Here is a 20521-nt window from a genome sequence, read left to right as displayed (position 1 = left end):
CTCCTCAGCCTTTCGCCGCGGCTTCGACCGCCGCGATGTCGATCTTCTTCATCGTCATCATCGCCTCGAAGCCGCGACGCGCGGCATCGGGGTCATCGCCGAAGTTTATCTCGATCAGCCGGCGCGGGGTGATCTGCCAGTTGAAGCCCCATTTGTCCTTGCACCAGCCGCACATCGATTCCTGGCCGCCATTGCCGACGATCGCATTCCACAGCCGATCGGTTTCTTCCTGGTCCTCGGTCAGAATCTGGAAGGACACGCTCTCGTTCGGCTTGAAATTGGGCCCGCCGTTGAGCCCGGCATAGGCGCGCCCGGCCAGGGTGAATTCGACGACCAGCGCCGCGCCTTCCTCGGTGCTCGGATTGTCGCCGGGAGCGCGATAGACCTTGCCGACATGGCTGTCGGGCAGCAGCGAGGTGTAGAAATTGGCGGCCTCCTCGGCCACATGGTCGAACCACAAGACAGTGGTGATCTTGTCTGCCATCGGTCCTCTCCTCTGGACTCTGATATTCTCAGGCGATCGGGATCAGCGCGCGTACCCTTGGATCGCGGAGCCACAGCCCGCCCCAGGCGATCACGCCCAGATACACGCCGAACAGGGTGTGGCTGAACAACGGGCTGCCCACCCGCCAGTGCAGCGCGACTGCGCCGCCCAGATAGCGGTGAGCAGGATCGCGCCGAGCACCGCGGTGCGCGGCACCGCATAGAGCAGGGCGCATACCGCCAGGATCACGCCCAGCTGCTGGTAGAGCCCCGGCTCGGCGGGAATGCCGATCGGCGGGCTGTAGGCGATCATCTGCGCCGGGGCGATCAGCTTGCCGCCGGCATCCATCGCCAGGAAAAGCAGGACCAGCCCGCTCAGCCCCCAGCCCAGGATGCGCTCGCGCTGCACGGGTTCAGGCCGGCTCATGCGCGGGGCCTTCGGGGAAGGCGGCCATCGCCGCTTCCATGTCCATGAACATCGGCTCGAAGATATGGCCGTCCGGATCCTCGAAGCTGCGGCCGTACATGAAGCCCATGTCCTGCTTCTCGCGGATATCGGCCCTGCCGCCGGCCTTGCCCGCTGCCTCGACGATCGCGTCCACCGCCTCGCGGCTGTCGCGCGAGATGCAGATCAGCGCCTCGGTCACCGCATGCGCATCGGCGATCGGCTTGGGGGTGAAGGTCTGGAAGAAGTCGCGGTTCAGGATCATGAATATGATCGTGTCGCTCAGCTGCATGGCCGATGCCTGCTCGTTGCTGAAGCGCGCATCCTTGGTGCAGCCGATCGCTTCGTAGAAGGCGGTCGACTTGGCCACGTCGCTGACGGGCAGGTTGACGAAGATCATCTGGGGCATTGCTTCTCTCCTGGTGGTTCTTGTTAGTAGTTGAGCGAGGGATACCAGTCGGGCGCGCGGCCCTCCGGCGTGCAGTCGAGTATCGTCCAGAGCGGCATCAGGTCGGGCGCGCCGCGCGGGTCCTGGCCGGGGTCCATGCTTTCGGCGCCCATCTCGCCGGCCCAGAAGAACCGGATGGTGCCGTCGCGGCGGGTGAAGACCAGCAGCTGCGGGATGTCGCTGCCGTCCGGGGCGATCGCGTTATAGTCGCGGCTGAACGCCTGGTCGGTGTCGGCATAGAGCGGCAGATGCTGCCAGCCGCGTTCGGCCTTGAATGCGGTGAGCTTGTCGATCGGCGAGCGCGCGGTCACCGCGAAGGCGACGCGCTGCTCGATGTCGGGCGTCTCGCCGTCCCAGGCCGAGAGCAGGGAAGTGCACATCGGGCAGGGGCGTTCGCGCTGCGGGCCGAACATCCAGGTGTAGATCACCAGGGTGTCGTGCGTGCCGAACAGCTCGGCCAGGCGGACCGGGCCATCCTCGCCCTCGAAGACATAGTCGCGGGTCACTTCGGGGCCGGCGGGCAGGGCGCGGCGCTGCTCGGCGACGGCCTCGATATGGCGGCGCAGCTCGATCTCCTCGGCGAGCAGCGCGGTGCGTGCCTGCCGGTATTCCGGGCTCTCATTCGGCCAGCGCGCGGTCTCGCGGGCGGCCAGTTCTGCGGCGGGAACCAGTGTCATCGGAATAAACCTCCGCTTTGGGGGCTTCGCGAATCGCTTTCTTGATCCTGATGCGCTCTTCGGTTATTAAAAGCAACCATGGAGTCACAAAAAGTAACTAGCAACGACTTCACCAAGGCGCGCCGCTGGTATCAGGACGCGTGCGGGACGGCGCTCGCCATGGATCTGATCGGAGAACGCTGGTCGCTGCTGATCGTTCGCGAATTGCTGCTCGGGCCGCGTCGTTTCGGCGAGATCCGCGGCGCGCTGGAGGGGCTGAGCGCCAATATCCTCACCCAGCGGCTCGAGGGGCTGGAGAAGGGCGGGATCATCCGTCGCAGGCAGTTGCCTTCGCCGGTCAACGCCCAGGTCTATGAACTGACCAAATGGGGCGCCCAGCTCGAGGAACCGATCTTCGCATTGAGCCGCTGGGCGGCGGGTTCGCCCGCGCATGACGTCACGCTGCCGCTCAGCAACGGCGCCTTCATGCTGTCGCTCAAGACGATGATCGCGCGCGAGCCGGCGCGGGGCCTGTCGATCGACCTCGGCTTCCGGGTCGGCGGCGAGCCGTTCCGCGCGGCGATCGTCGAGGGCGGGCTGGCGATCGAGCGGCGCGATCCGGCCGGGGCGGAGGTGATCTTCGAAGGCGTGCCGACCCTGCTCGCCGCGACCTTCTACGGCCCGCTGCCGCTCACCGAGTCGATCCGCGAGGGGCGGGTGGCGGTCACCGGCGACCTCGCCGCGGGCCAGCGCTTCGTCGATCTGTTCGGCTTGCCGCGGTTCGAGAATGATTAGGGGCTGGCGGTCAGGCACGCCGGGGAGCAGCTAGGGGGCATCACTCCTGTGCCTTGCAATGTAGGATTTCGCCTGCTGGGCTCCCGCGGCCGGCCTGCCGCCGCCTGCTCTTTGACCCTGTAGGAAAGATAGGATCACGCGCGCGCAAGCATGTTGCGAGATGCGGTGCGTTTCCGCCCAGAAGGTCAAAATTCCGGGCGCGGAAACCCGTTCTTGGCCTGTACTTTGTGTACTTTCGCGAGCCGGTGCCGCGGCGCTGTAGGCAGCGCCTAGACCCGCCCGCAGAAGCCCGGCTTGCGGTCGCCCATGTCCCAGCAGCCGTCGAGGATCATCGTCTTGAGCGCGCCGCACGAACGCTGGGGGCCGCACTGGCCGTCGGGATTGACCACCGCGCATTGCCGCGCGAGCAGCGCCGCCTTCTGCCAGCCGATCTTCGACGCGCAGGTCGCGCCATTGTCGCGCCAGTTGTACTTCGGGGCCGGCGGGCGGTGATGGACCGGGCGGGGGCGCGGCCGGGGCGGCGGGCTCCAGCCGCCGGGCGCGGGTGTCCAGCGATCGGGCTTGCGCAGATAGCGGCGATAGGCGGTGGCCACGCATTCCGCCGTCTCGCAGGCGTCGCGCTCGCTTGCCAGCGCCTGAAGCTGCTGGCGCTGGACCCAGAGCTGCTGTCGGGTCGCGCCCTGGCGATCTTCGGCCCATTGGTCGGCGAGCGTGCGGTGCAGCCAGTTCAGGCCCTTGTTGTCGCAGACCAGCCACTGGCCGCGGCGCAGTGCGCCCTCGCAATAGGGCACGGCGGCAAGCCAGTCGGGGCCGCGATCGATCGGGCGGGTCACCGGGGGCGGGGGGCGATGGGGCGGCTGGGCTGGCTGCTGGTCCCAGTCGCAGGCCGCAAGCGGCGCAAGCAGCGCCAGGAACAACAGCTTCCAGTTCATCGACTTCCCCAGGTGATGACAAGAATCGGTGTACGCGCGACCGTTGCTATGACGTCATGATCCCATGAAAGCCGATTCGAGGGAAGGGCCGGCGCTCGGTCGTTTGGATCGCGGCTTTTGCGCGATCCCCGTTGCAGTGCGGCACGGGAGCTTCTAGTCGCTCAGGCGACGGAAGGACGAAGACATGGCGGACATCCCCAACACCCAGCCCGACAGCCGGAGCACCACGATCCTCGACTCACCCGACAAGATGGTGAGCGCACGCGACCTGTTCGGGATCGATACCGACCTCGAAATCCCCGCGTTCAGCGAAGCGGACGAGCGCGTGCCCGATCTCGATCCGGCCTATGTCTTCGATCCGGATACCACGCTCGCGATCCTGGCGGGCTTCGCGCACAATCGCCGCGTGATGGTCCAGGGCTATCACGGCACCGGCAAGTCGACGCATATCGAACAGGTCGCGGCGCGCCTCAACTGGCCGTGCATCCGCATCAACCTCGATGCGCATATCTCGCGTATCGACCTGATCGGCCGCGACGCGATCGTGCTCAAGGATGGCCAGCAGATCACCGAGTTCCGCGAAGGCCTGCTCCCCTGGGCGCTGCAGACGCCGACGGCTCTGGTGTTCGACGAATATGACGCGGGCCGCCCGGACGTGATGTTCGTGATCCAGCGCGTGCTCGAGACCGAGGGCAAGCTCACGCTGCTCGACCAGAACCGCGTGATCCGCCCGAACCCCTATTTCCGCCTGTTCGCCACCGCGAACACGGTCGGCCTGGGCGACACCAGCGGCCTCTATCACGGCACCCAGCAGATCAACCAGGGCCAGATGGACCGCTGGAACATCGTGGTGACGCTCAACTACCTCCCCGCCGCGGTCGAGGCGCAGATCGTGCTCGCCAAGTCGGGCGATTTCGACAAGCCGGGCGGCAAGGAACTGGTCGAGAACATGGTCCGCGTGGCCGACCTGACCCGCAAGGGCTTCGTCAACGGCGATATCTCGACCGTGATGAGCCCGCGCACCGTCATCACCTGGGCGCAGAACACCGAGATCTTCAAGGATGTCGGCTTCGCCTTCCGCCTGTCGTTCCTCAACAAGTGCGACGAAGCGGAGCGCGCGCAGGTGGCGGAATACTACCAGCGCGTGTTCGGCAAGGACCTGCCCGAAAGCGTGGTCGGCAAGGCTTGAGCGATCCCGCCGATGACGATCCGCTCCACCCCCGCCGCTGGACGGCGCGCGGGGGCGAGGGCGGGCCGATCACCGGCGACGAATATGCTTATCTCAAGGACCTGATCCACGAGCGGATGGGCGTGGGCAAGGTCGAGCCCTCGCCGCCGCAGCCGCCCGTGCGGCGCGGCTTCTGGCGGCGATTGTGGCGCCGCTAGGCGGTTTTCTCGGCCTCGCGGTCGCGCGGGTTGAACTCGACGATCAGCGTCATTGCCAGCCACACCGCCAGCGTCGGCTGGAGCTTGGGCGGCAATTGCGCGCCCGGGGTCACCAAGAGCCCCAGGATATAGGGCAGCGCCGCGATGAAGGCGAAAGCGAGGATCGAATAGGCGATCCGGTGCCGGCTCGACGAGACATAGAGGATGGTGATCACCATCGCCGCGGTGGTGAACAGCACCAGCACATAGTCCTTGGTGGTCAGGTTCTCGGTGCTGGCCATCACGAAGCCGAGCACTGCGCCGAAGAAGATGCCGAGTCCGGTGAGGTTGGCATTATATTCCCCGTGGCTCATCCGCCCGAGGCCGATACGGTCAAGAAACTTCATCCAATCCCCCTTCGGACTTGATCCTGGGGGACAAGGCACACAAAGACAATCGCCATGGCTGCCGACTCTCCGCTCGACCGGTTCCGCAATGTCCTTGGCGGCGCAGCGCGCGCGCTTTCGGGGGAGCGCGAGGCCGAGCTGAGCTTCACCGGCGAGGCGCCGCGCCAGGATGGCCGCCAGATCAAGGTGCCGGCGCCCTCACGCGGCCTGCCGGCCGAGGAAGTCGCCGAGGCGCGCGGCTTTGCCGACAGCTTCGCGCTGCGCATGCGCCACCACGACAATGCGATGCATCTAAAGGGCGCGCCCAAGGAGCCGGTGGCGCGCGCGGTGTTCGACGCGGTCGAAGGGGCGCGGGTCGAGGCGCTGGGATCGCGCGGCTATGCCGGCATCGCCGCCAATCTCGAGCATGCGCTGGAACTGAAGCTGCGCGCCGACCCGATCACCCGGGCGCGCAACCGCGAGGAAGTGCCGCTGTCGACGGCGCTCGGCCTGATGGTCCGCGAGCGGCTGACCGGGCGTGAATCGCCTGCCGCCGCGGCGCTGGGCATGGCCCTGATCCGCGACTGGATCGAGGAGCGTGCCGGCTCCGACCTGGATGCCCTGGCGCTGGCGATCGACGACCAGCAGGCCTTCGCTTCGCTCACGTCGAAGCTGCTCCAGGACCTGGAGCTGACCGAGGGCGACCTGATCCCCGACGAAGCCGATGAAGGCGGCGGTGAGGACGAAGGCACCGACGACCAGCAGCAGGACGGCGACGAGGAAGGCGAGAGCGAGTCGAGCCAGAGCGAAGGCCAGGCGGAGGCGCGCGGCGAGCAGCGCGAATCCGATGAGGGCGAGGAAGGCGAGCAGCAGCAGTCCGACGCGATGGAAGATGGCGACGGCGAGCCCGGTGACGAAGGCGAGGAGGGCATGATGCCCGTCCGCCCGAACCGGCCGTGGAGCGACCTGCCGCCGCAGTTCGAGTATCGCGCCTATACCACCCAGTTCGACGAGGTCGTTGCCGCGACGGACCTGTGCGATACCGAGGAGCTGGACCGGCTCCGCTCCTATCTCGACCAGCAGCTCGTCCATCTCCAGGGCGCGGTGACCAAGCTCGCCAACCGGCTGCAGCGCCGGCTGATGGCGCAGCAGAACCGCAGCTGGGACTTCGACCAGGAAGAGGGACTGCTCGATGCGGCGCGGCTGGCGCGGGTGGTCATCAACCCGATGCAGTCGCTCTCGTACAAGAGCGAGAAGGACACCGAGTTCAAGGACACGGTGGTCACGCTGCTGATCGACAATTCGGGCTCGATGCGCGGGCGGCCGATCTCGATCGCGGCGATCAGCGCCGACATCATGGCGCGCACGCTGGAGCGCGTCGGCGTGAAGACCGAGATCCTCGGCTTCACCACCCGTGCCTGGAAGGGCGGGCAGAGCCGCGAGAAGTGGCTGGCCGATGGCCGCCCGGCCCAGCCAGGCCGCCTCAACGATGTCCGCCACATCGTCTACAAGCAGGCCGACGAGCCGTGGCGTCGCGCCAAGAAGTCTCTCGGGCTGATGATGCGCGAGGGGCTGCTCAAGGAGAATATCGACGGCGAGGCGCTGCTCTGGGCGCATAACCGGCTGATCGGGCGCAGCGAGGACCGCAAGATCCTGATGGTGATCTCGGACGGTGCGCCGGTCGATGATTCGACCCTGTCGGTGAATTCGGGCTCCTATCTGGAGCGCCATCTGCGCCAGGTGATCGGCTGGATCGAGGCGCGCTCGCCGGTGGAGCTGGTGGCGATCGGCATCGGGCATGACGTGACCCGCTACTACAGCCGCGCCGTGACGATCATGGACGCCGAGCAGCTCGCCGGCACGATGGTCGAGCAACTGGCCGCGCTCTTCGACTCCGAATGATGCCCGGCCCGCGAGCGAGCCGGCGGGAATGAGGATCGATCCTCCCCCAGGCGGCTTCGAGGGGCCGGTCAAGCGTTCGGTCACCATTGCCGGGCACCAGACCTCGATCAGCCTCGAGCCGATCTTCTGGGATGCGCTGGAACAGGCCGCAGCCGGGCGTTCCTTGCCGCTCAATGCACTGGTCGCGGCCATCGACCATGCCCGGATCAGCGGGGAGGATCCTCCCAACCTTGCCAGTGCGATCCGCACCTGGCTGCTCGCCGAGATGCATCGCCCCTGACGTTTCCATGCTGTTGCGGCCGCGACAATCTTACGACAATGTTGCGATCCAGTCGCATTAGCGTTGACTCTGAGATTGGTTCGCAATAGCTGGCGGCGAAACAATCTGTAACAGGGGGTTCCCAAGTGAATCGTTCGACCGGCGCGGCTGCGCCCGCCTTCCTCGCGCTCGCCTGTGTCGGCTTCGTCGCCAGCGCGCCAGCCCACGCCTCCAACGGGCCGGACGGCGACAAGACGAATACCCCCGCTTCGTCGGACGACGTACAGGACAAGGACCAGATCACGGTCAACGGCCAAGTCTATCAGCCGAAGCAGGAAAGCCCGAAGAACACCCGCCCGCTGCGCGATACCCCGCAGACCGTGACGGTGATCACCGCCGAGGTGATGGAGCAGCAGAACATCCTGTCGCTGCGCGATGCGCTGGCGACGGTGCCCGGCATCACCTTCGGCGCCGGCGAAGGCGGCAGCGGCTATGGCGACAGCATCAACCTGCGCGGCTTCAGCGCCAACAACGACATCACGATCGATAATGTGCGCGACAGCGCGCAATATACCCGCTCGGACAACTTCAACATCGAGCAGATCGAAGTCACCAACGGCTCGAACTCGGTCTATTCGGGTGCCGGTTCGATCGCCGGCAACATCAACCTGGTCAGCAAGCGCCCGAGCGGCCGCGACAAGACCGTGTTGCAGGCCGGGATCGGTACCGACGAATATTATCGCGCCACCGCCGATATCGACAAGAAGCTGAGCGACAGCGTCGGTGTCCGGCTGAACGCGATGTATCACCGCAACGATGTTCCCGGCCGCGAAGTCGAGAACAACAAGCGCTGGGGCGTGATGCCGTCGGTTACCTTCGGGCTCGAGGCACCGACCCGGCTGAGCCTGATCTACCTCCACCAGGAGGACAACAACATCCCGCAGTTCGGCGTGCCCTATGTCAGCAGCACCAACAACTGGTTCACCGGCCAGGTGCCGGGTACCAGCCGCAGCGCCTATTACGGCTTCCGCAACCTCGACAAGCAGGACAGCAATGTTGATCAGGCGACGGCGATCTTCGAGCATGAGCTGAACAGCAAGATCTCGCTGCGCAACCTCACCCGCTACCAGGACGTCGAGCAATATTCGATCGCGGACGGCCCGGAAGGCACCTTCTGCCTGCCGACGAGCCTCACCGCGGCCGGCCTGGCCTGCACCACCCCGGGGCTGTTCACGCCGAGCGGCGGCTCGCGCGGCAACACCCGCGATACCCGCAACCAGATCATCTACAACCAGACCGACCTGAAGGGCACGTTCGAGACCTTTGGCATCGAGCATAGCTTCGACCTGGGCATCTCGCTCTCGCGCGAATATTATGACGTGCGCTCGGGCAATTCGCAGCGCAATGCCAATGGCACGGCCGTGACCATCCCGGCCTACGCCTGGAACGATCCGAACCTGAACAACCGCAATGTCTATAGCGGTCCGGTGAACTTCATCGTCAGCGCGCGGAGCCACAGCGAGGTCGCGAACAAGGCGGTCTACCTGTTCGACACGATGAAGCTGTCGAACCATTTCGAGCTCAACGGCGGCGTTCGCTGGGAGCGCAACATCGGCGAGTTCGCGGCCTACACCCTGTCGACCGCGGCAGCGACGCTGGGCCAGATCACGGCGGTGACCCGCACGGGCAACCGCAACAGCCTGCTCTCCTACCGCGTCGGCGCTGTCTACAAGCCGATCGAGCCGATCAGCCTCTATGTCGCCTATGGCAATTCGCGGACCCCGTCGCAGAGCACGGTCAACGGCAGCTGCTCGGCCGCGACCTGCAACGTGAAGCCCGAGAGCGCCAAGAACTACGAGATCGGCGGCAAGGCCGAGCTGTTCAAGGGCGGCCTGCTGCTGACCGCGGCGCTGTTCCGTACCGATCGCGACAGCTACAAGGTGCCTTCGGTCGACCCGACCGTCCCCGATCAGCAGCTGGACGGCCATTCGCGCGTCGACGGCGTCGCGCTGGGCGCCACCGGCCACATCACCTCGGCATGGCAGATCACCGCCAACTACACCTATCTCGACAGCGAGCTGATCCGCTCGGTGGCGAAGGGTGCGGCGCTCGATCCCTCGGCCGGTGCGCAGCTCCAGCAGACCCCGAAGCACTCGGGCAGCCTCTACACCGCCTACACCCTGCCGTTCGGCCTGACCCTCGGGTATGGCGCGACCTATCAGGGCAAGTTCGCGATCAACCTGCCGACGCGCACGGTGGTCGGCGGGGCGCTGTCGCGGGTGCTCTATTCGAAGGACTATCTCGTCCACAACCTGACCGCGTCCTACGAGGTCACCAAGGCGCTGTCGCTCCAGCTCAACGTCAAGAATATCGGCGACAAGCTCTACTACACCCGCATCCGCGCCAATAACGGCTGGGCCACCCCCGGCGATGCGCGTTCGGCGATCCTGACGGCCAGCTACAAGTTCTGATATAGCCGGCACATGACGCAGCTCGATCCATTGTCGAGCGAAGACATCGCCGCCCGCCTCTCCGGTTCGCCGGAGGAGCGGGCGGCGTTGATTCGCGAAGGGGCGGAGGCCGGCCTGGCCGAGGCGCAGGCGGTGCTCGGCCAGATGCTGCTCGACCAGCAGAAGCCGGCCGAGGCGTTCGGCTGGTTCTGGAAGGCGGCGCAGCAGGGGCATCCTATGGGGCTCAACATGCTGGGTCGCTGCTATGACCTCGGCTGGGGCACGCGCATCGACAAGGCGCGCGCCGCGGAGTGTTTCCGGGTCGCCGCCGAAGCGGGGCTCGACTGGGGCATGTACAATTACGGCTCGGCGCTAGCACTCGGCGCCGGCTTGACGCAGGACAAGGCGGCCGCGCTCGGCTGGTTCCAGAAAGCGTCTGCCATGGGCCACGCCAAGTCCACCAACTTTGTCGGCAGTTTCCACGAGGAAGGCACGATCGTCCCGCGCGACATGGCGGCGGCGGCGGACTGCTATGCCCGGGCGGCCGAGGGCGGGGACTTCCGCGGGATGTTCAACCATGCCCGGATGCTCGCCGAGGCCGGCGACGTCGACGGCGCGCTGCTGTGGATCGAGCGGTGCGGGGCGGAGGCGAAGCCGGTGTTCCGCGACAAGGCGCTCGCCTGGCTGGCGCAGGTCCCGGACGAGCGACTACGGACCCGGGGCAGCGCAGCGCTGCGCAAGGAAGGAACTTCATGCTGATCGCCATTCCCGACCTGCTTTCGCCCGAGCAGGTGGCCGAGCTGCGCGGCATCATCGATGCGGCCGAATGGGTCGACGGCAATGCGACTTCCGGCGCGCAATCGGCGCTGGCCAAGGACAATGAGCAGCTGCCCGAGGGTAGCGACGCGCATCGCCGGGGCGGGGCGATGATCCTCGACGCGCTGGGCAAGTCACCCCTGTTCTTCGCCGCCGCGCTGCCGCTCAAGGTCTTTCCGCCGCTGTTCAACCGCTATGGCGGCGGGCAGAGGTTCGACACGCATGTCGACAATGCGGTGCGCATCCAGCGCGGCACCGACTTCCGCATCCGCTCCGACCTGTCGATGACGGTCTTCCTCGAGGATCCCGCGAACTATGACGGCGGCGAGCTGCTGATCGAGGGGCAGTTCGGCGCGCAATCGGTCAAGCTGCCGGCGGGGCACGCGATCCTCTATCCCTCGTCGAGCCTGCATCGGGTCGTGCCGGTGACGCGCGGGCGGCGGGTGGCGAGCTTCTTCTGGATCCAGTCGATGGTCCGCGACGACAGCGCGCGGCGCATCCTGTTCGAGACGGACCAGGCGGTGCAGCGGCTGGTGGCGACGCTGGGCAATGAGGACCGCTCGGTGATCGAGCTGACCGGGGTCTACCACAACCTCCTGCGCCGCTGGGCCGACGCCTGAGCTGACTTCCAACAGACCGGGGCGGCCGACGCGCGGAAGTACACAAAGTACAGGCCAGGAACGGGTTTTCGCGGCTCGAATTTGGGGCCTTTTGACGGGGACGCGCCGCATCTCGCAATAGAGTTGCGTGGTCGTGATCCTATCTTTCCTACAGGCCCCGGCCGCGGGAGCCCGGCAGTCGAAATCCTGCATTGCAACCTGGCTAAAGCATCGCCTGCAGGGCGGGGGAGAGGTGTTCCACGAAAGCCGGGCCTTCGCGCACGACCATGTGCGCCGCGAGCCCTTCGCGTGCGGCCAGCGCTATGCCCTCCCGGCCCAGCACGCTGAGCGCGGTTGCCCAGGCATCGGCGAGCATGCAGACCGGGTGGAGGACGGTTACCGAGGCGACGCCGTTTTCCAGCGGGCGGCCGGTGCGCGGGTCGAGGGTGTGGGCGTAGTCGCGGCCTTCATGAGCGAAGCTGCGGCGATAATCGCCCGATGTCGCCACCGACAGGCCGTGGAGCGCGACGCGAAAACTTGCCGGGGCGCTGGAGGGGAGGGATTCGAAATCCACCCACCAGGGCTGGCCATCGGGCCTGATACCCTCGCCGCGCAGCTCGCCGCCGACCTCGACCAGGAAATCGGGCAGCGCCATGCTGCGCAGCATCTCGGCCACGCGATCGACGCCGTGCCCCTTGGCGATGCCCGAGAAATCGAGCCGCACCGGCGCATCGCGACGGGCGCGGCGGCCGTCCAGCTCGATATGGGAACGCCCGGACAAGGCGCAAGCGGCCGCGACTTCGCTATCGCCGGGCAGGCCGGTGCGCGGGCCGGGCGGGCCGAAGCCCCAGAGATCGACCAGCGCGCCCATCGCGGGATCGAAGGCGCCGCCGCTCTTTTCCGCCACGTCGAGCGCCGCAGCCAGCACCTGCGCGAAGCCGATCGGCAGGGGTTGCCAGCGACCGGGTTCGCTGCGGTTGAAGTGGGACAGGGCGGAATCGGGCGCCCAATGGCTCATCTCGGCGACGACGCGGTCGAGCTCGGCCTGGATCTTGAGGGCAATGCCCTCGGGCGGGGCGACGATGCGGGCGGACCAGCTGGTCCCCATCGTCTCGCCCGCGCAGGAAATGACAGGGGCCCCCGCCCGGCGGCGATGGAACGCCGCGGGCGAGAGATTTGGGGGAATGGCGATGCGGGGTTCTGCGCTCACTGCTTCACCGTCATCCCCGCGCAGGCGGGGATCCAGAGCCGGATAGCGGCTCGCTCGTGACCCTGGATCCCCGCCTGCGCGGGGATGACGAGAAAAAGGAAGGGGCTGGAACTACGGCGCCAGCACTTCGAGGGTGGTGACATAGCTCACCCGGGCGCGGACCGGGCCCATCGGACGACCGCCGGGACCGCCCGGGCCGGCCTGCGGGCCACCGGGAGCGGCCGGGGCAGCGCCCGGAGCCGGCTGCGGACGCGGGCCGCCCTGGCCGCCGCCCGGACCACCGGCGCCCGGGCCTTCGCCGCGCTCGCCGCCTTCGTTGACCATCACCCAGTACATGCCGGGCTGGCCCCACTTGATCGAGACCTTGCCCTCGGCATCGGTCTTGAGGACCTGCTCGTGCAGCGCGTCGCGATAACGGATGCCGCCGGGGATGACGGTGACGCTGAGGCCGGCGCCGGGCTTGCCGTTCTTGAGGAACTGGAAGTTGCCGGGCTCATTGGTGACCAGGTCGTTCGGGTGGGTGATCGGCACCAGCTCGATGCCCTTGCCGCTGGCCTTGAACACCGTGTTGGTCGGCGCGCCCTGGGTGATGAAGATCTCGTTGCGCGAGACATTCTCGGCGGTCTGGACATCGGTGGCGCCGGCCGGGATCGCGGCGGCGAGATTGGCGGTGTTGGTGCCGCGCGGCAGCATCTTGCGCTCGCCGTTCAGCACATAGCTGCCGAACACGCCTTCATTGACCACGGCGACCTTGTAGGTGCCCTGCTGGGTCAGGTGCAGGTCGAAGGTGGCGCGGAAGCGGCCGACATTGTGGTTCTCGACCTTGCCCTCGGTGCCGTCGGGCTGGGTCACCGCCGGCACGGCGCGCATCGGCTGGTGATCGAAGAAGAACAGGTCGTTCGACACGGCGGCATCGACGGTCACCCAGTTATCGGTGCCCGAGACGGTGGTCGAGCTCGGCAGCATCCACTGGCGATGCGCGATGGCGGCGGGCGCGGCGATCGCGATGACGGCGGCTGCGGCGAGAAGCGGCTTGCGGAAGTTCATGTCTCTATTCCCCCTTGATATCAGCGCTTGATCGAGACGGTGACGGCACCGAGCTCGCTCGCGCCCTTGCCGGTGGCGGTGACGGCCTTGCCGTTCCAGGTGAAGGGCACGCTGACGACTTCGCGCCCGCCCACTTCGCGCGCAGCCTCGACCAGCAGCTTGTAGTTGCCGGGCGCGAGCGCGGGCGTTGCGCCCTTGCCGCCGACCAGCGCGATCTTGTGGGTGCCCGCGCCCTTGGTGGCGCCGGTGACGCCGTCGGCCGGGAAGCTCATGCCGCGGCCGACCACGCGCCACCACTGGCGCATGTCGCGCAGCCACTTGGTGCCGGCGCCCTCGGCGCTGCGGCCGTCGAAATCATACCAGACCTGGAGCGTGCGGGGGGCGGCGCCCTCCTTCTCCAGCCACACCGCGACATAGGGGCGGTGATATTCGGCGACCTTCATCTGCGGAATGGTGACCGATAGATCGATGGTCTGCGCGCCGGCGGCGGTGGGCAGGCCCGCTCCGCCGATCGCGACGAGCGTGAGGCCGGTGATGCGATACTGCATGGACTTGGGCTCCCCTAGTGGATCAGGAAAATGGCGATGAGCGCCGGGATGACGAGGCCGGCGATGACGATCGGCCAGGTGCTCTTGCGATGCTTCGAATGCATCCACAGCAGCACCAGTCCGGTGAGCGTGAAGACGAGGCAGGCGAAGACGAAGACGTCGATGAACAGCTTCCACCAGCCGCCGGAATTGCGGCCCTTGTGGAGGTCGTTGAGATAGGCGATCCAGCCGCGCGAGCTGTTCTCGCTGGTGACGGCGCCGGTATCGCGGTCGATCGAGATCCAGGCGTCGCCGCCGGGGCGCGGCTTGGCGAGATAGATTTCGCCGGCCGACCATTCGGCGGTGCCGCTCGCGTCGATCTTGACCTGGTCCTGCACCCATTTGGCGACATCGGCCGGGATCGGCTTCTTGGCGTCGGGCAGGTCGTCCGCCTTTACCTTGGCGAGCAGCGGCGCGGGCAGCTGGACGGCATGCTCGACCGACTTGGGCGAGCCCTCGATGTCCGCGGCGTGATTGAGGGTGAAGCCGGTGATCGCGAACAGCAGCAGGCCGATCAGGCTGATCGCCGAGCTCATCCAGTGCCAGGTATGCAGCTGCTTCAGCCAGAAGCTCTTGCGGGCGCGCTTGGCTTTGGCCTTGGCCAGTTCTTCTGCCTGGGCGGAGGGGGCGTGCATCTTGGGTGAGCGATTCCGGTTCGATTCGATTACGGCGCGATAACGAGAACGATTCGCAATTGCAAACCCGGGAAGGCGCGGGGAGCGATTGATTCTGCGCCGTTTGCGGGTGCGCGGGCGCCGCCCAAGATGGCCCGGAGTCCCTGTCTCGTATCGATACGGCGAGGCCGGTTATTTCGCAGTTGCAGCATAATTGCGTTGCAATGCAGCTACGAATGTTTCTTGCCGTTCTTCAAGAAATTACGCAGCTTCCTTCCAGATAAAGACTTGGGAGGACTGGATGTCGGCACTTTATCTCGGCCTGGCAGTGGTTTGCGTGGTGGGTGTTTCGGCTTGCCTGGGGGGCATGTACCTGATCTTGCGGAGTACGCCGCCGGCGCGGCGCGTCGACAAGGCCTGATTTTCCGGTCTGCAATAGAAAAGCCCGGTCGGTCCCGAAGGACCGGCCGGGCTTTTTCTTTGGGTGTTTTTGTCAGTCCTCCCCCGGAGGGGGAGGGGGACCAGCGAAGCTGGTGGAGGGGTATTCTCCACGGGCTTTGAAGCTTGAGGCGCGCTACCCCTCCACCACCGCTTCGCGGCGGTCCCCCTCCCCCTCCGGGGGAGGATTGAGGGGGCACGCCGCGTGCGCGGTGCGCCGTGATCTTCTGGCGGTTGCTTGGCTGCTCCCCGGCGAAAGCCGGGGCCCAGGGTAACAAGCGATGCGGCAGAGAAACCTGGGCCCCGGCTTTCGCCGGGGAACTGGGGGGGCACGGTGGCAAGGCTTCCCCTCCCCTTGCAGGGAGGGGAAGCTGGGGACAGTTTTACCGCCCCAGCAGCACGCGGGCCTGGCCGGCGATCTGCGCGAGCATTGCGGCATTGGGCACCGCAGACTGGCGGGCGCGGCGGACCAGCGCGGCGAACTGTTCGACGCGCGGGGCATTGGCCGAGAGCCAGCCATCGACCGCGGCCTGGGGCTCGCCCTTTTCGCCGCGATGGAGGAAGTCGAGGCGGATCTGCTGGAAGTCGCGGGCGAGCCCGGCGATCAGCAGGCGCTCCCACACATCGCCGGTGGTGATGCGCGCGGCGGTCGACTGGGCCCAGTCGAGGCCGAGCGCCTGGCCGAGCGACGTGAAGGCGCGGGTGAGCGCGGTCACGTCGGTGCCCATGCGGACACTGAGATCGGCAAGGCCGACCGCGCCGTCGAGCTCGAACAGCTTGACCACCTTCGCCACCAGCTCGGCCGGCGCACCGGCGGCTTCGAGCCGCGACGAGATGCGGTTCGACTGCGCCTTAACTTCGTCGAGCAGCAGGCCCTTGGCGGCCTTGTCGAGCGAATCGATGCCGGGCTTGAGGCGGGCGATCACTTCGGCGGGGCTGGCGCCCGGCGGCGAGACGCGGAGCAGATCGGCGACCTGACCGCGCACCGCCACCGCCATCTCGTCGAGCAGCGCAAGGCGCGCGCCTTCGCTGATCGGGGCGGTCTCGACCGCTTCCCACAAAGCGGGGAGGCAGAACAGCCGCTCGGCGACGACGAACATCGCCGCGATATCGGCCATCGCCGCGCCTTCCTCTTCGGCAAGCTCGAAGGGGTGGAGCACGCCGAGGCGATTGATCACGCGGTTGGCGAGCTTGGTCGCGATGATCTCGGTGCGCAGGCGATGCTCCTCGATCGCCTTGGCGAAGCGATCCTGCATGGCCTGCGGGAAGGCGTGGAGGAGATCGGCCTCCAGCGCCGGATCCTGGCCGAGATCGGCATGTTCGATCGCGTCCTGCAGCGCCAGCTTGGTCGAGGCGAGCAGCACCGCCAGCTCGGGCCGGGTGAGGCCGTTCTTGTCCTGGGCGCGGCGGAGCAGCTCCTCGTTGCTGCCCAGCCCCTCGACCGCGCGATCGAGGCGGCCCGAGCCTTCGAGGATCTCGATGACGCGGACATAGGAGGGCAGCGCGACATAGCCGTCATTCTCCATGAAGGAGAGCGCGAGCGTCTGCAGGCGGTTATCCTCGAGCACCAGGTGCGCGACATTGTCGGTCATCGAGGCGAGGAGCGTGTTGCGGTCCTCGAACTCGAGGCGGCCCTCGATCATCTCGCGGTTGAGCGCGATCTTGATGTTGACCTCGTTGTCCGAGCAATCGACGCCGGCCGAATTGTCGATGAAGTCGGTGTTGATGCGGCCGCCGAGCGACGCGAAGGCGATGCGCGCGGCCTGGGTGACCCCCAGGTTCGCGCCTTCGCCCACCGCCTTGCAGCGCAACTGCTCGGCATTGACGCGCAGGCGATCGTTCGCCGGGTCGCCGACCTCGCCGTTACTTTCCGACGCGGCCTTGATGTAGGTGCCGATGCCGCCGAACCAGAGCAGGCCGACCTGGGCCTTGAGGATCGCGGAGATCAGCGAGACGGGATCGATCTCGCTGACGGTGAGGCCGAGCAGCGCCTGGACCTCGGGCGAGAGAGGAATCGACTTCTCGGTGCGCGGGAAGACGCCGCCGCCCTTGGAGATCAGCGCCGGGTTGTAGTCCGCCCAGCTCGAGCGCGGCAGGGCGAACATCCGGTTGCGCTCTTCCCACGACGTGGCGGGATCCGGGTTGGGATCGAGGAAGATGTGGCGGTGGTCGAAGGCGGCGACCAGCTTGATCGCCTTGGACAGCAGCATGCCGTTGCCGAACACGTCGCCCGACATGTCGCCGCAGCCGGCGACGGTGACCGGCTCGGACTGGATGTCGGTGCCCATCTCGAGGAAGTGGCGGCGGACCGAGACCCAGGCGCCCTTGGCGGTGATGCCCATCGCCTTGTGGTCATAGCCGACCGAGCCGCCCGAGGCGAAGGCGTCGCCCAGCCAGAAGTTGCGCTCGATCGCGATGGCATTGGCGACGTCGGAGAAGGTCGCGGTGCCCTTGTCGGCGGCGACCACGAAATAGGGGTCTTCGCCGTCGAGGATGCGGACGCTGTCCGGGTGGACGACCGCGCCCGAGACGATGTTGTCGGTGATCGACAGCAAAGTGCGGATGAAGATCCGGTAGCTCTCGGTGCCTTCGGCGAACCAGGCGTCACGATCGGTGGCCGGCGAGGGGAGCTGCTTGGGATAGAAGCCACCCTTGGCGCCGGTCGGCACGATCACCGCGTTCTTCACGCGCTGCGCCTTCATCAGGCCGAGGATCTCGGTGCGGAAGTCGTCGCGGCGATCGGACCAGCGCAGGCCGCCACGCGCGACCGGGCCGGCACGCAGGTGGATGCCCTCGACGCGGGGGCTGTAGACCCAGATCTCGCGCCAGGGGAGCGGCGCGGGGAGGCCGGGCACCTTGGCCGAATCGAGCTTGAACGCCAGCGCTTCCCTTGCCGCGGGGGCATAGGCGTTGGTGCGGAGCGTCGCGAGGACGACGCCGCGGATGGTGCGCAGGATGCGATCGTCGTCGATCGCCTGGACCTGGGCGAGGCCGGTCTCGATCGCGGCGGCCGCCGCCTCGATCGCGGCATCGTCGCCGGCGCGCGCCGGATTGTGCGCGGCGTCGAAGCGCTCGATCAGCGCAGTCGCGACGTTGGGGGCGCGGCGCAGCGCGTCGACCACCGTGGCCATGCCGTAGTTCATGCCGGTCTGGCGCAGATAGCGGAACCAGGCGCGGAACAGCACGACGGAGGCGGGCTTCATGCCGCTCTCGACGATCAGCCGGTTGAACAGGTCGTTCTCGGCATTGCCGGCGAGGACGGCGGCGAGCGCGTCCTCGATCACCGCGGTATCGCCCTTCAGCCCCGTGGCCGAGACGGCGAAGTCATGAACGAAGGCGCCGCCGGCGAGCTCGGTCGGCACTTCCTCGATCACGCGGAAGCCGAAATTCTCGAAGGCGGGGACCGCGTCGGACAGCGCGAGCGCGGCGCCCTGGGCGTAGAGCTTCACCCGGTACTCGCCGGGCTTGCCGTCCACCGGCGTGATCCGCACCGAGCGGTCGCCCGGCCCTTCGAGGCGGGCGAGGTGGAGGATGTCGCGCGCGGCTTCCTCGGGAGTCGAGGTGGTGCGGTAGGCGGGCGGGAAGGCCGAGGCGTAGCGCAGGGTCAGGCGGGTGGCGCCGGTGGGGCCGGCATCGTCGAGCAGCGCCGCTTCGACCGCGGGCGCCCAGCCGCGCATCATCCGCTCGAGCTGGTTGTCGAGCGCCTCGGCGTCGGGCATCACTCCGCCGGCGCGCAGGTCGAGCGTGTAGCGCAGCAGCGCGACCTCGCCGTCCTCGAGCGCGATCGACCAGTTGATGATCTTGGCGCTGGCGGCATCGGCGAGCATCGTGCCGATCGCCTCGCGCCGGGTGGTGCCGACTTCGTCGCGCGGCAGCCAGACGAACGCGAACAGGTGGCGGCCGAGCGGGCTCTTGACCAGCGCGAGCTTCGAACGCGGCCGGTCGGCGACCGACATCGAGGTGAGCACCAGATGCTCGAGCGAATCGGCGTCGAACGCGGTGGTCAGGTCATGCGGCAGCGCGGTCAGCGCGTGCTGCATCGCCTTGCCGGTATGGCCCTTGGGATCGAAGCCGAACTTGCGCTCCAGCCCTTCCAGCCGCGAGCGCAGCACGGGCACGTCCTCGGGATTGGCGAACAGCGAGGCGCTGGTCCACAGGCCGGCATGGATCGACAGGCCGGTCACGTCGCTGCCGGTGAGGATCGGTACCGCGACGATGTCGAGCGGCACGCGGCGATGCACCGGCGAGATCGAGTTGGACTTGAGCAGTAGCGGCACTTCGCCGCCCTTCCGGAAATACTCCACCGCCGCCTTGCGCGAAGCCTCGGCGAGGATCGGGGTGTCGAGCTCGTGCCGGGCGAGGCCGAGCTGGTCGCCGACGTCGCCGCCCGCGGTCCAGGTCTCGTGCGCGAGCAGGGTCATCGCGCCTTCCTGGAACCAGCGCAGCAGCTTGGCGCCCTCGCGCCCGCCGACGGTGGCGGCATCGGCGCCGATCGCGCTCTGCAGCGCGCGCCAGTCATGCACCGCGTCGCGGACCTGGGCGAGGGTACGCTCCAGCTCGACGACCAGGCTGCGGCGCGCGCGCGCATCGGCGCGCTCCATCTCGATATAGATCATCGATTCGCGCTTGCCGGCGTCGATCGACTGGAGCTTGCCGGCGCCATCGCGCTCGACGGAAATCACGGGGTGGATGATGCGGTGGACGGCGACGTCATAGGTCGCGATCGCGCCCGAGATCGAATCGACGAGGAAGGGCATGTCGTCGTTGATGACGGCAAGCCGCATCCGGCGGCTCTCCTCGCCCTGGAAGGTCTCCAGCACGACCTTCGCCGTGTCCGGCGGACGGACGGCGGCAGCTTCCGCGACGAAGTTCGCCGCCTCCGCGCGCTCGGCCTCGCCGAAATCTTCCAACTCTCCCGGCAGCGCTCCCTCGAGCAACCGCGCCTCGAACGCCTGCGTCAGCGACGTCATCATGCTTTTCATGGCAGTACCGCCTACGCCTGTGGAGTGACCGGCTCAAGACTCGTTCTGTAAGAAAATTACAAACGTGCGGACATTGTGGAGCCGGCGCACGAAAGTGACTCTCGTGC

The 20521-nt window shown here is 67.4% G+C and carries 19 protein-coding genes; 8 read left to right on the top strand and 11 right to left on the bottom strand.

The window, feature by feature from the left end; genetic code table 11:
• Positions 1–4: 4 nt before the first annotated feature.
• The 4 genes from HNP52_RS00660 to HNP52_RS00645 form a co-directional block, all read right to left on the bottom strand.
• A complete protein-coding gene (locus HNP52_RS00660) occupies positions 5–484 on the bottom strand; it encodes a VOC family protein (protein ID WP_184161045.1) in 480 nt (159 codons plus the stop codon).
• A gap of 90 nt (positions 485–574) precedes the next feature.
• On the bottom strand, positions 575–910 hold the full coding sequence (locus HNP52_RS00655; RefSeq protein WP_221416066.1) for a DoxX family protein: 336 nt from the start codon (positions 908–910) through the stop codon (positions 575–577).
• Positions 897–1337: a VOC family protein gene (locus HNP52_RS00650; protein ID WP_184161041.1), complete on the bottom strand. Its 441-nt coding sequence runs from the start codon at positions 1335–1337 to the stop codon at positions 897–899. Before HNP52_RS00650 ends, HNP52_RS00655 begins: the two co-directional genes overlap by 14 nt.
• Before the next feature lie 23 nt (positions 1338–1360).
• The gene (locus HNP52_RS00645) at positions 1361–2053 is read right to left on the bottom strand and encodes a DUF899 family protein (RefSeq protein ID WP_184161038.1); all 693 of its coding nucleotides are present in this window, start codon (positions 2051–2053) and stop codon (positions 1361–1363) included.
• Positions 2054–2131: 78 nt separating this feature from the next.
• Between HNP52_RS00645 and HNP52_RS00640 the strand changes: the two genes are divergently transcribed.
• Positions 2132–2827 (top strand): helix-turn-helix domain-containing protein, encoded by a 696-nt coding sequence (locus HNP52_RS00640; RefSeq protein WP_184161035.1) that lies wholly within the window; start codon positions 2132–2134, stop codon positions 2825–2827.
• A gap of 269 nt (positions 2828–3096) precedes the next feature.
• On the opposite strand, the gene HNP52_RS00635 is transcribed toward HNP52_RS00640, so the two are convergent.
• Positions 3097–3759: a hypothetical protein gene (locus HNP52_RS00635; protein ID WP_184161032.1), complete on the bottom strand. Its 663-nt coding sequence runs from the start codon at positions 3757–3759 to the stop codon at positions 3097–3099.
• Positions 3760–3943: 184 nt separating this feature from the next.
• On the opposite strand from HNP52_RS00635, the gene cobS reads away from it, so the two are divergent.
• Together cobS and HNP52_RS00625 are read left to right on the top strand one after the other, a co-directional pair.
• Positions 3944–4948 carry a cobaltochelatase subunit CobS gene (gene cobS / locus HNP52_RS00630; RefSeq protein ID WP_184161029.1) on the top strand — a complete coding sequence of 335 codons (1005 nt, stop codon included), beginning with the start codon at positions 3944–3946 and terminating at the stop codon, positions 4946–4948.
• On the top strand, positions 4945–5145 hold the full coding sequence (locus HNP52_RS00625) for a hypothetical protein (RefSeq protein ID WP_184161026.1): 201 nt from the start codon (positions 4945–4947) through the stop codon (positions 5143–5145). Before cobS ends, HNP52_RS00625 begins: the two co-directional genes overlap by 4 nt.
• On the opposite strand, the gene HNP52_RS00620 is transcribed toward HNP52_RS00625, so the two are convergent.
• Entirely contained in the window at positions 5142–5531 is a 390-nt protein-coding gene (locus tag HNP52_RS00620) for a hypothetical protein (protein ID WP_184161023.1), read from the bottom strand. The genes HNP52_RS00625 and HNP52_RS00620 overlap by 4 nt on opposite strands.
• Before the next feature lie 54 nt (positions 5532–5585).
• On the opposite strand from HNP52_RS00620, the gene cobT reads away from it, so the two are divergent.
• The 5 genes from cobT (at position 5586) to HNP52_RS00595 (ending at position 11557) form a co-directional block, all read left to right on the top strand.
• Positions 5586–7412 (top strand): cobaltochelatase subunit CobT, encoded by a 1827-nt coding sequence (gene cobT / locus HNP52_RS00615; protein WP_184161020.1) that lies wholly within the window; start codon positions 5586–5588, stop codon positions 7410–7412.
• Positions 7413–7440: 28 nt separating this feature from the next.
• Entirely contained in the window at positions 7441–7692 is a 252-nt protein-coding gene (locus HNP52_RS00610) for a ribbon-helix-helix domain-containing protein (RefSeq protein ID WP_184161017.1), read from the top strand.
• A gap of 125 nt (positions 7693–7817) precedes the next feature.
• Positions 7818–10142 (top strand): TonB-dependent siderophore receptor, encoded by a 2325-nt coding sequence (locus HNP52_RS00605; protein ID WP_184161014.1) that lies wholly within the window; start codon positions 7818–7820, stop codon positions 10140–10142.
• Positions 10143–10154: 12 nt separating this feature from the next.
• On the top strand, positions 10155–10880 hold the full coding sequence (locus HNP52_RS00600; protein WP_184161011.1) for a tetratricopeptide repeat protein: 726 nt from the start codon (positions 10155–10157) through the stop codon (positions 10878–10880).
• Positions 10874–11557, top strand: a complete 684-nt coding sequence (locus HNP52_RS00595; protein ID WP_184161008.1) for a Fe2+-dependent dioxygenase — start codon at positions 10874–10876, stop codon at positions 11555–11557. Before HNP52_RS00600 ends, HNP52_RS00595 begins: the two co-directional genes overlap by 7 nt.
• A 202-nt stretch (positions 11558–11759) precedes the next feature.
• Here the strand turns inward: HNP52_RS00595 and HNP52_RS00590 are convergent, their stop codons facing one another.
• The 5 genes from HNP52_RS00590 to HNP52_RS00570 form a co-directional block, all read right to left on the bottom strand.
• The gene (locus HNP52_RS00590) at positions 11760–12644 is read right to left on the bottom strand and encodes an FAD:protein FMN transferase (protein WP_184164840.1); all 885 of its coding nucleotides are present in this window, start codon (positions 12642–12644) and stop codon (positions 11760–11762) included.
• 213 nt (positions 12645–12857) lie between these two features.
• Entirely contained in the window at positions 12858–13793 is a 936-nt protein-coding gene (locus HNP52_RS00585) for a DUF4198 domain-containing protein (protein WP_184161005.1), read from the bottom strand.
• A 20-nt stretch (positions 13794–13813) separates the two neighbouring features.
• A complete protein-coding gene (locus tag HNP52_RS00580) occupies positions 13814–14341 on the bottom strand; it encodes a DUF2271 domain-containing protein (protein WP_184161002.1) in 528 nt (175 codons plus the stop codon).
• A 14-nt stretch (positions 14342–14355) separates the two neighbouring features.
• Complete coding sequence (locus tag HNP52_RS00575; RefSeq protein WP_184160999.1) at positions 14356–15015, bottom strand: PepSY-associated TM helix domain-containing protein; 660 nt, start codon at positions 15013–15015, stop codon at positions 14356–14358.
• Positions 15016–15815: 800 nt separating this feature from the next.
• Complete coding sequence (locus HNP52_RS00570) at positions 15816–20414, bottom strand: NAD-glutamate dehydrogenase domain-containing protein (RefSeq protein WP_184160996.1); 4599 nt, start codon at positions 20412–20414, stop codon at positions 15816–15818.
• Positions 20415–20521 lie beyond the last annotated feature (107 nt).

This window comes from Sphingomonas kyeonggiensis (assembly GCF_014204495.1).
In the GTDB taxonomy this organism is placed as follows: Bacteria; Pseudomonadota; Alphaproteobacteria; order Sphingomonadales; family Sphingomonadaceae; genus Sphingomonas; species Sphingomonas kyeonggiensis_A.
This window is presented reverse-complemented; position numbering and strand designations above follow the sequence as displayed.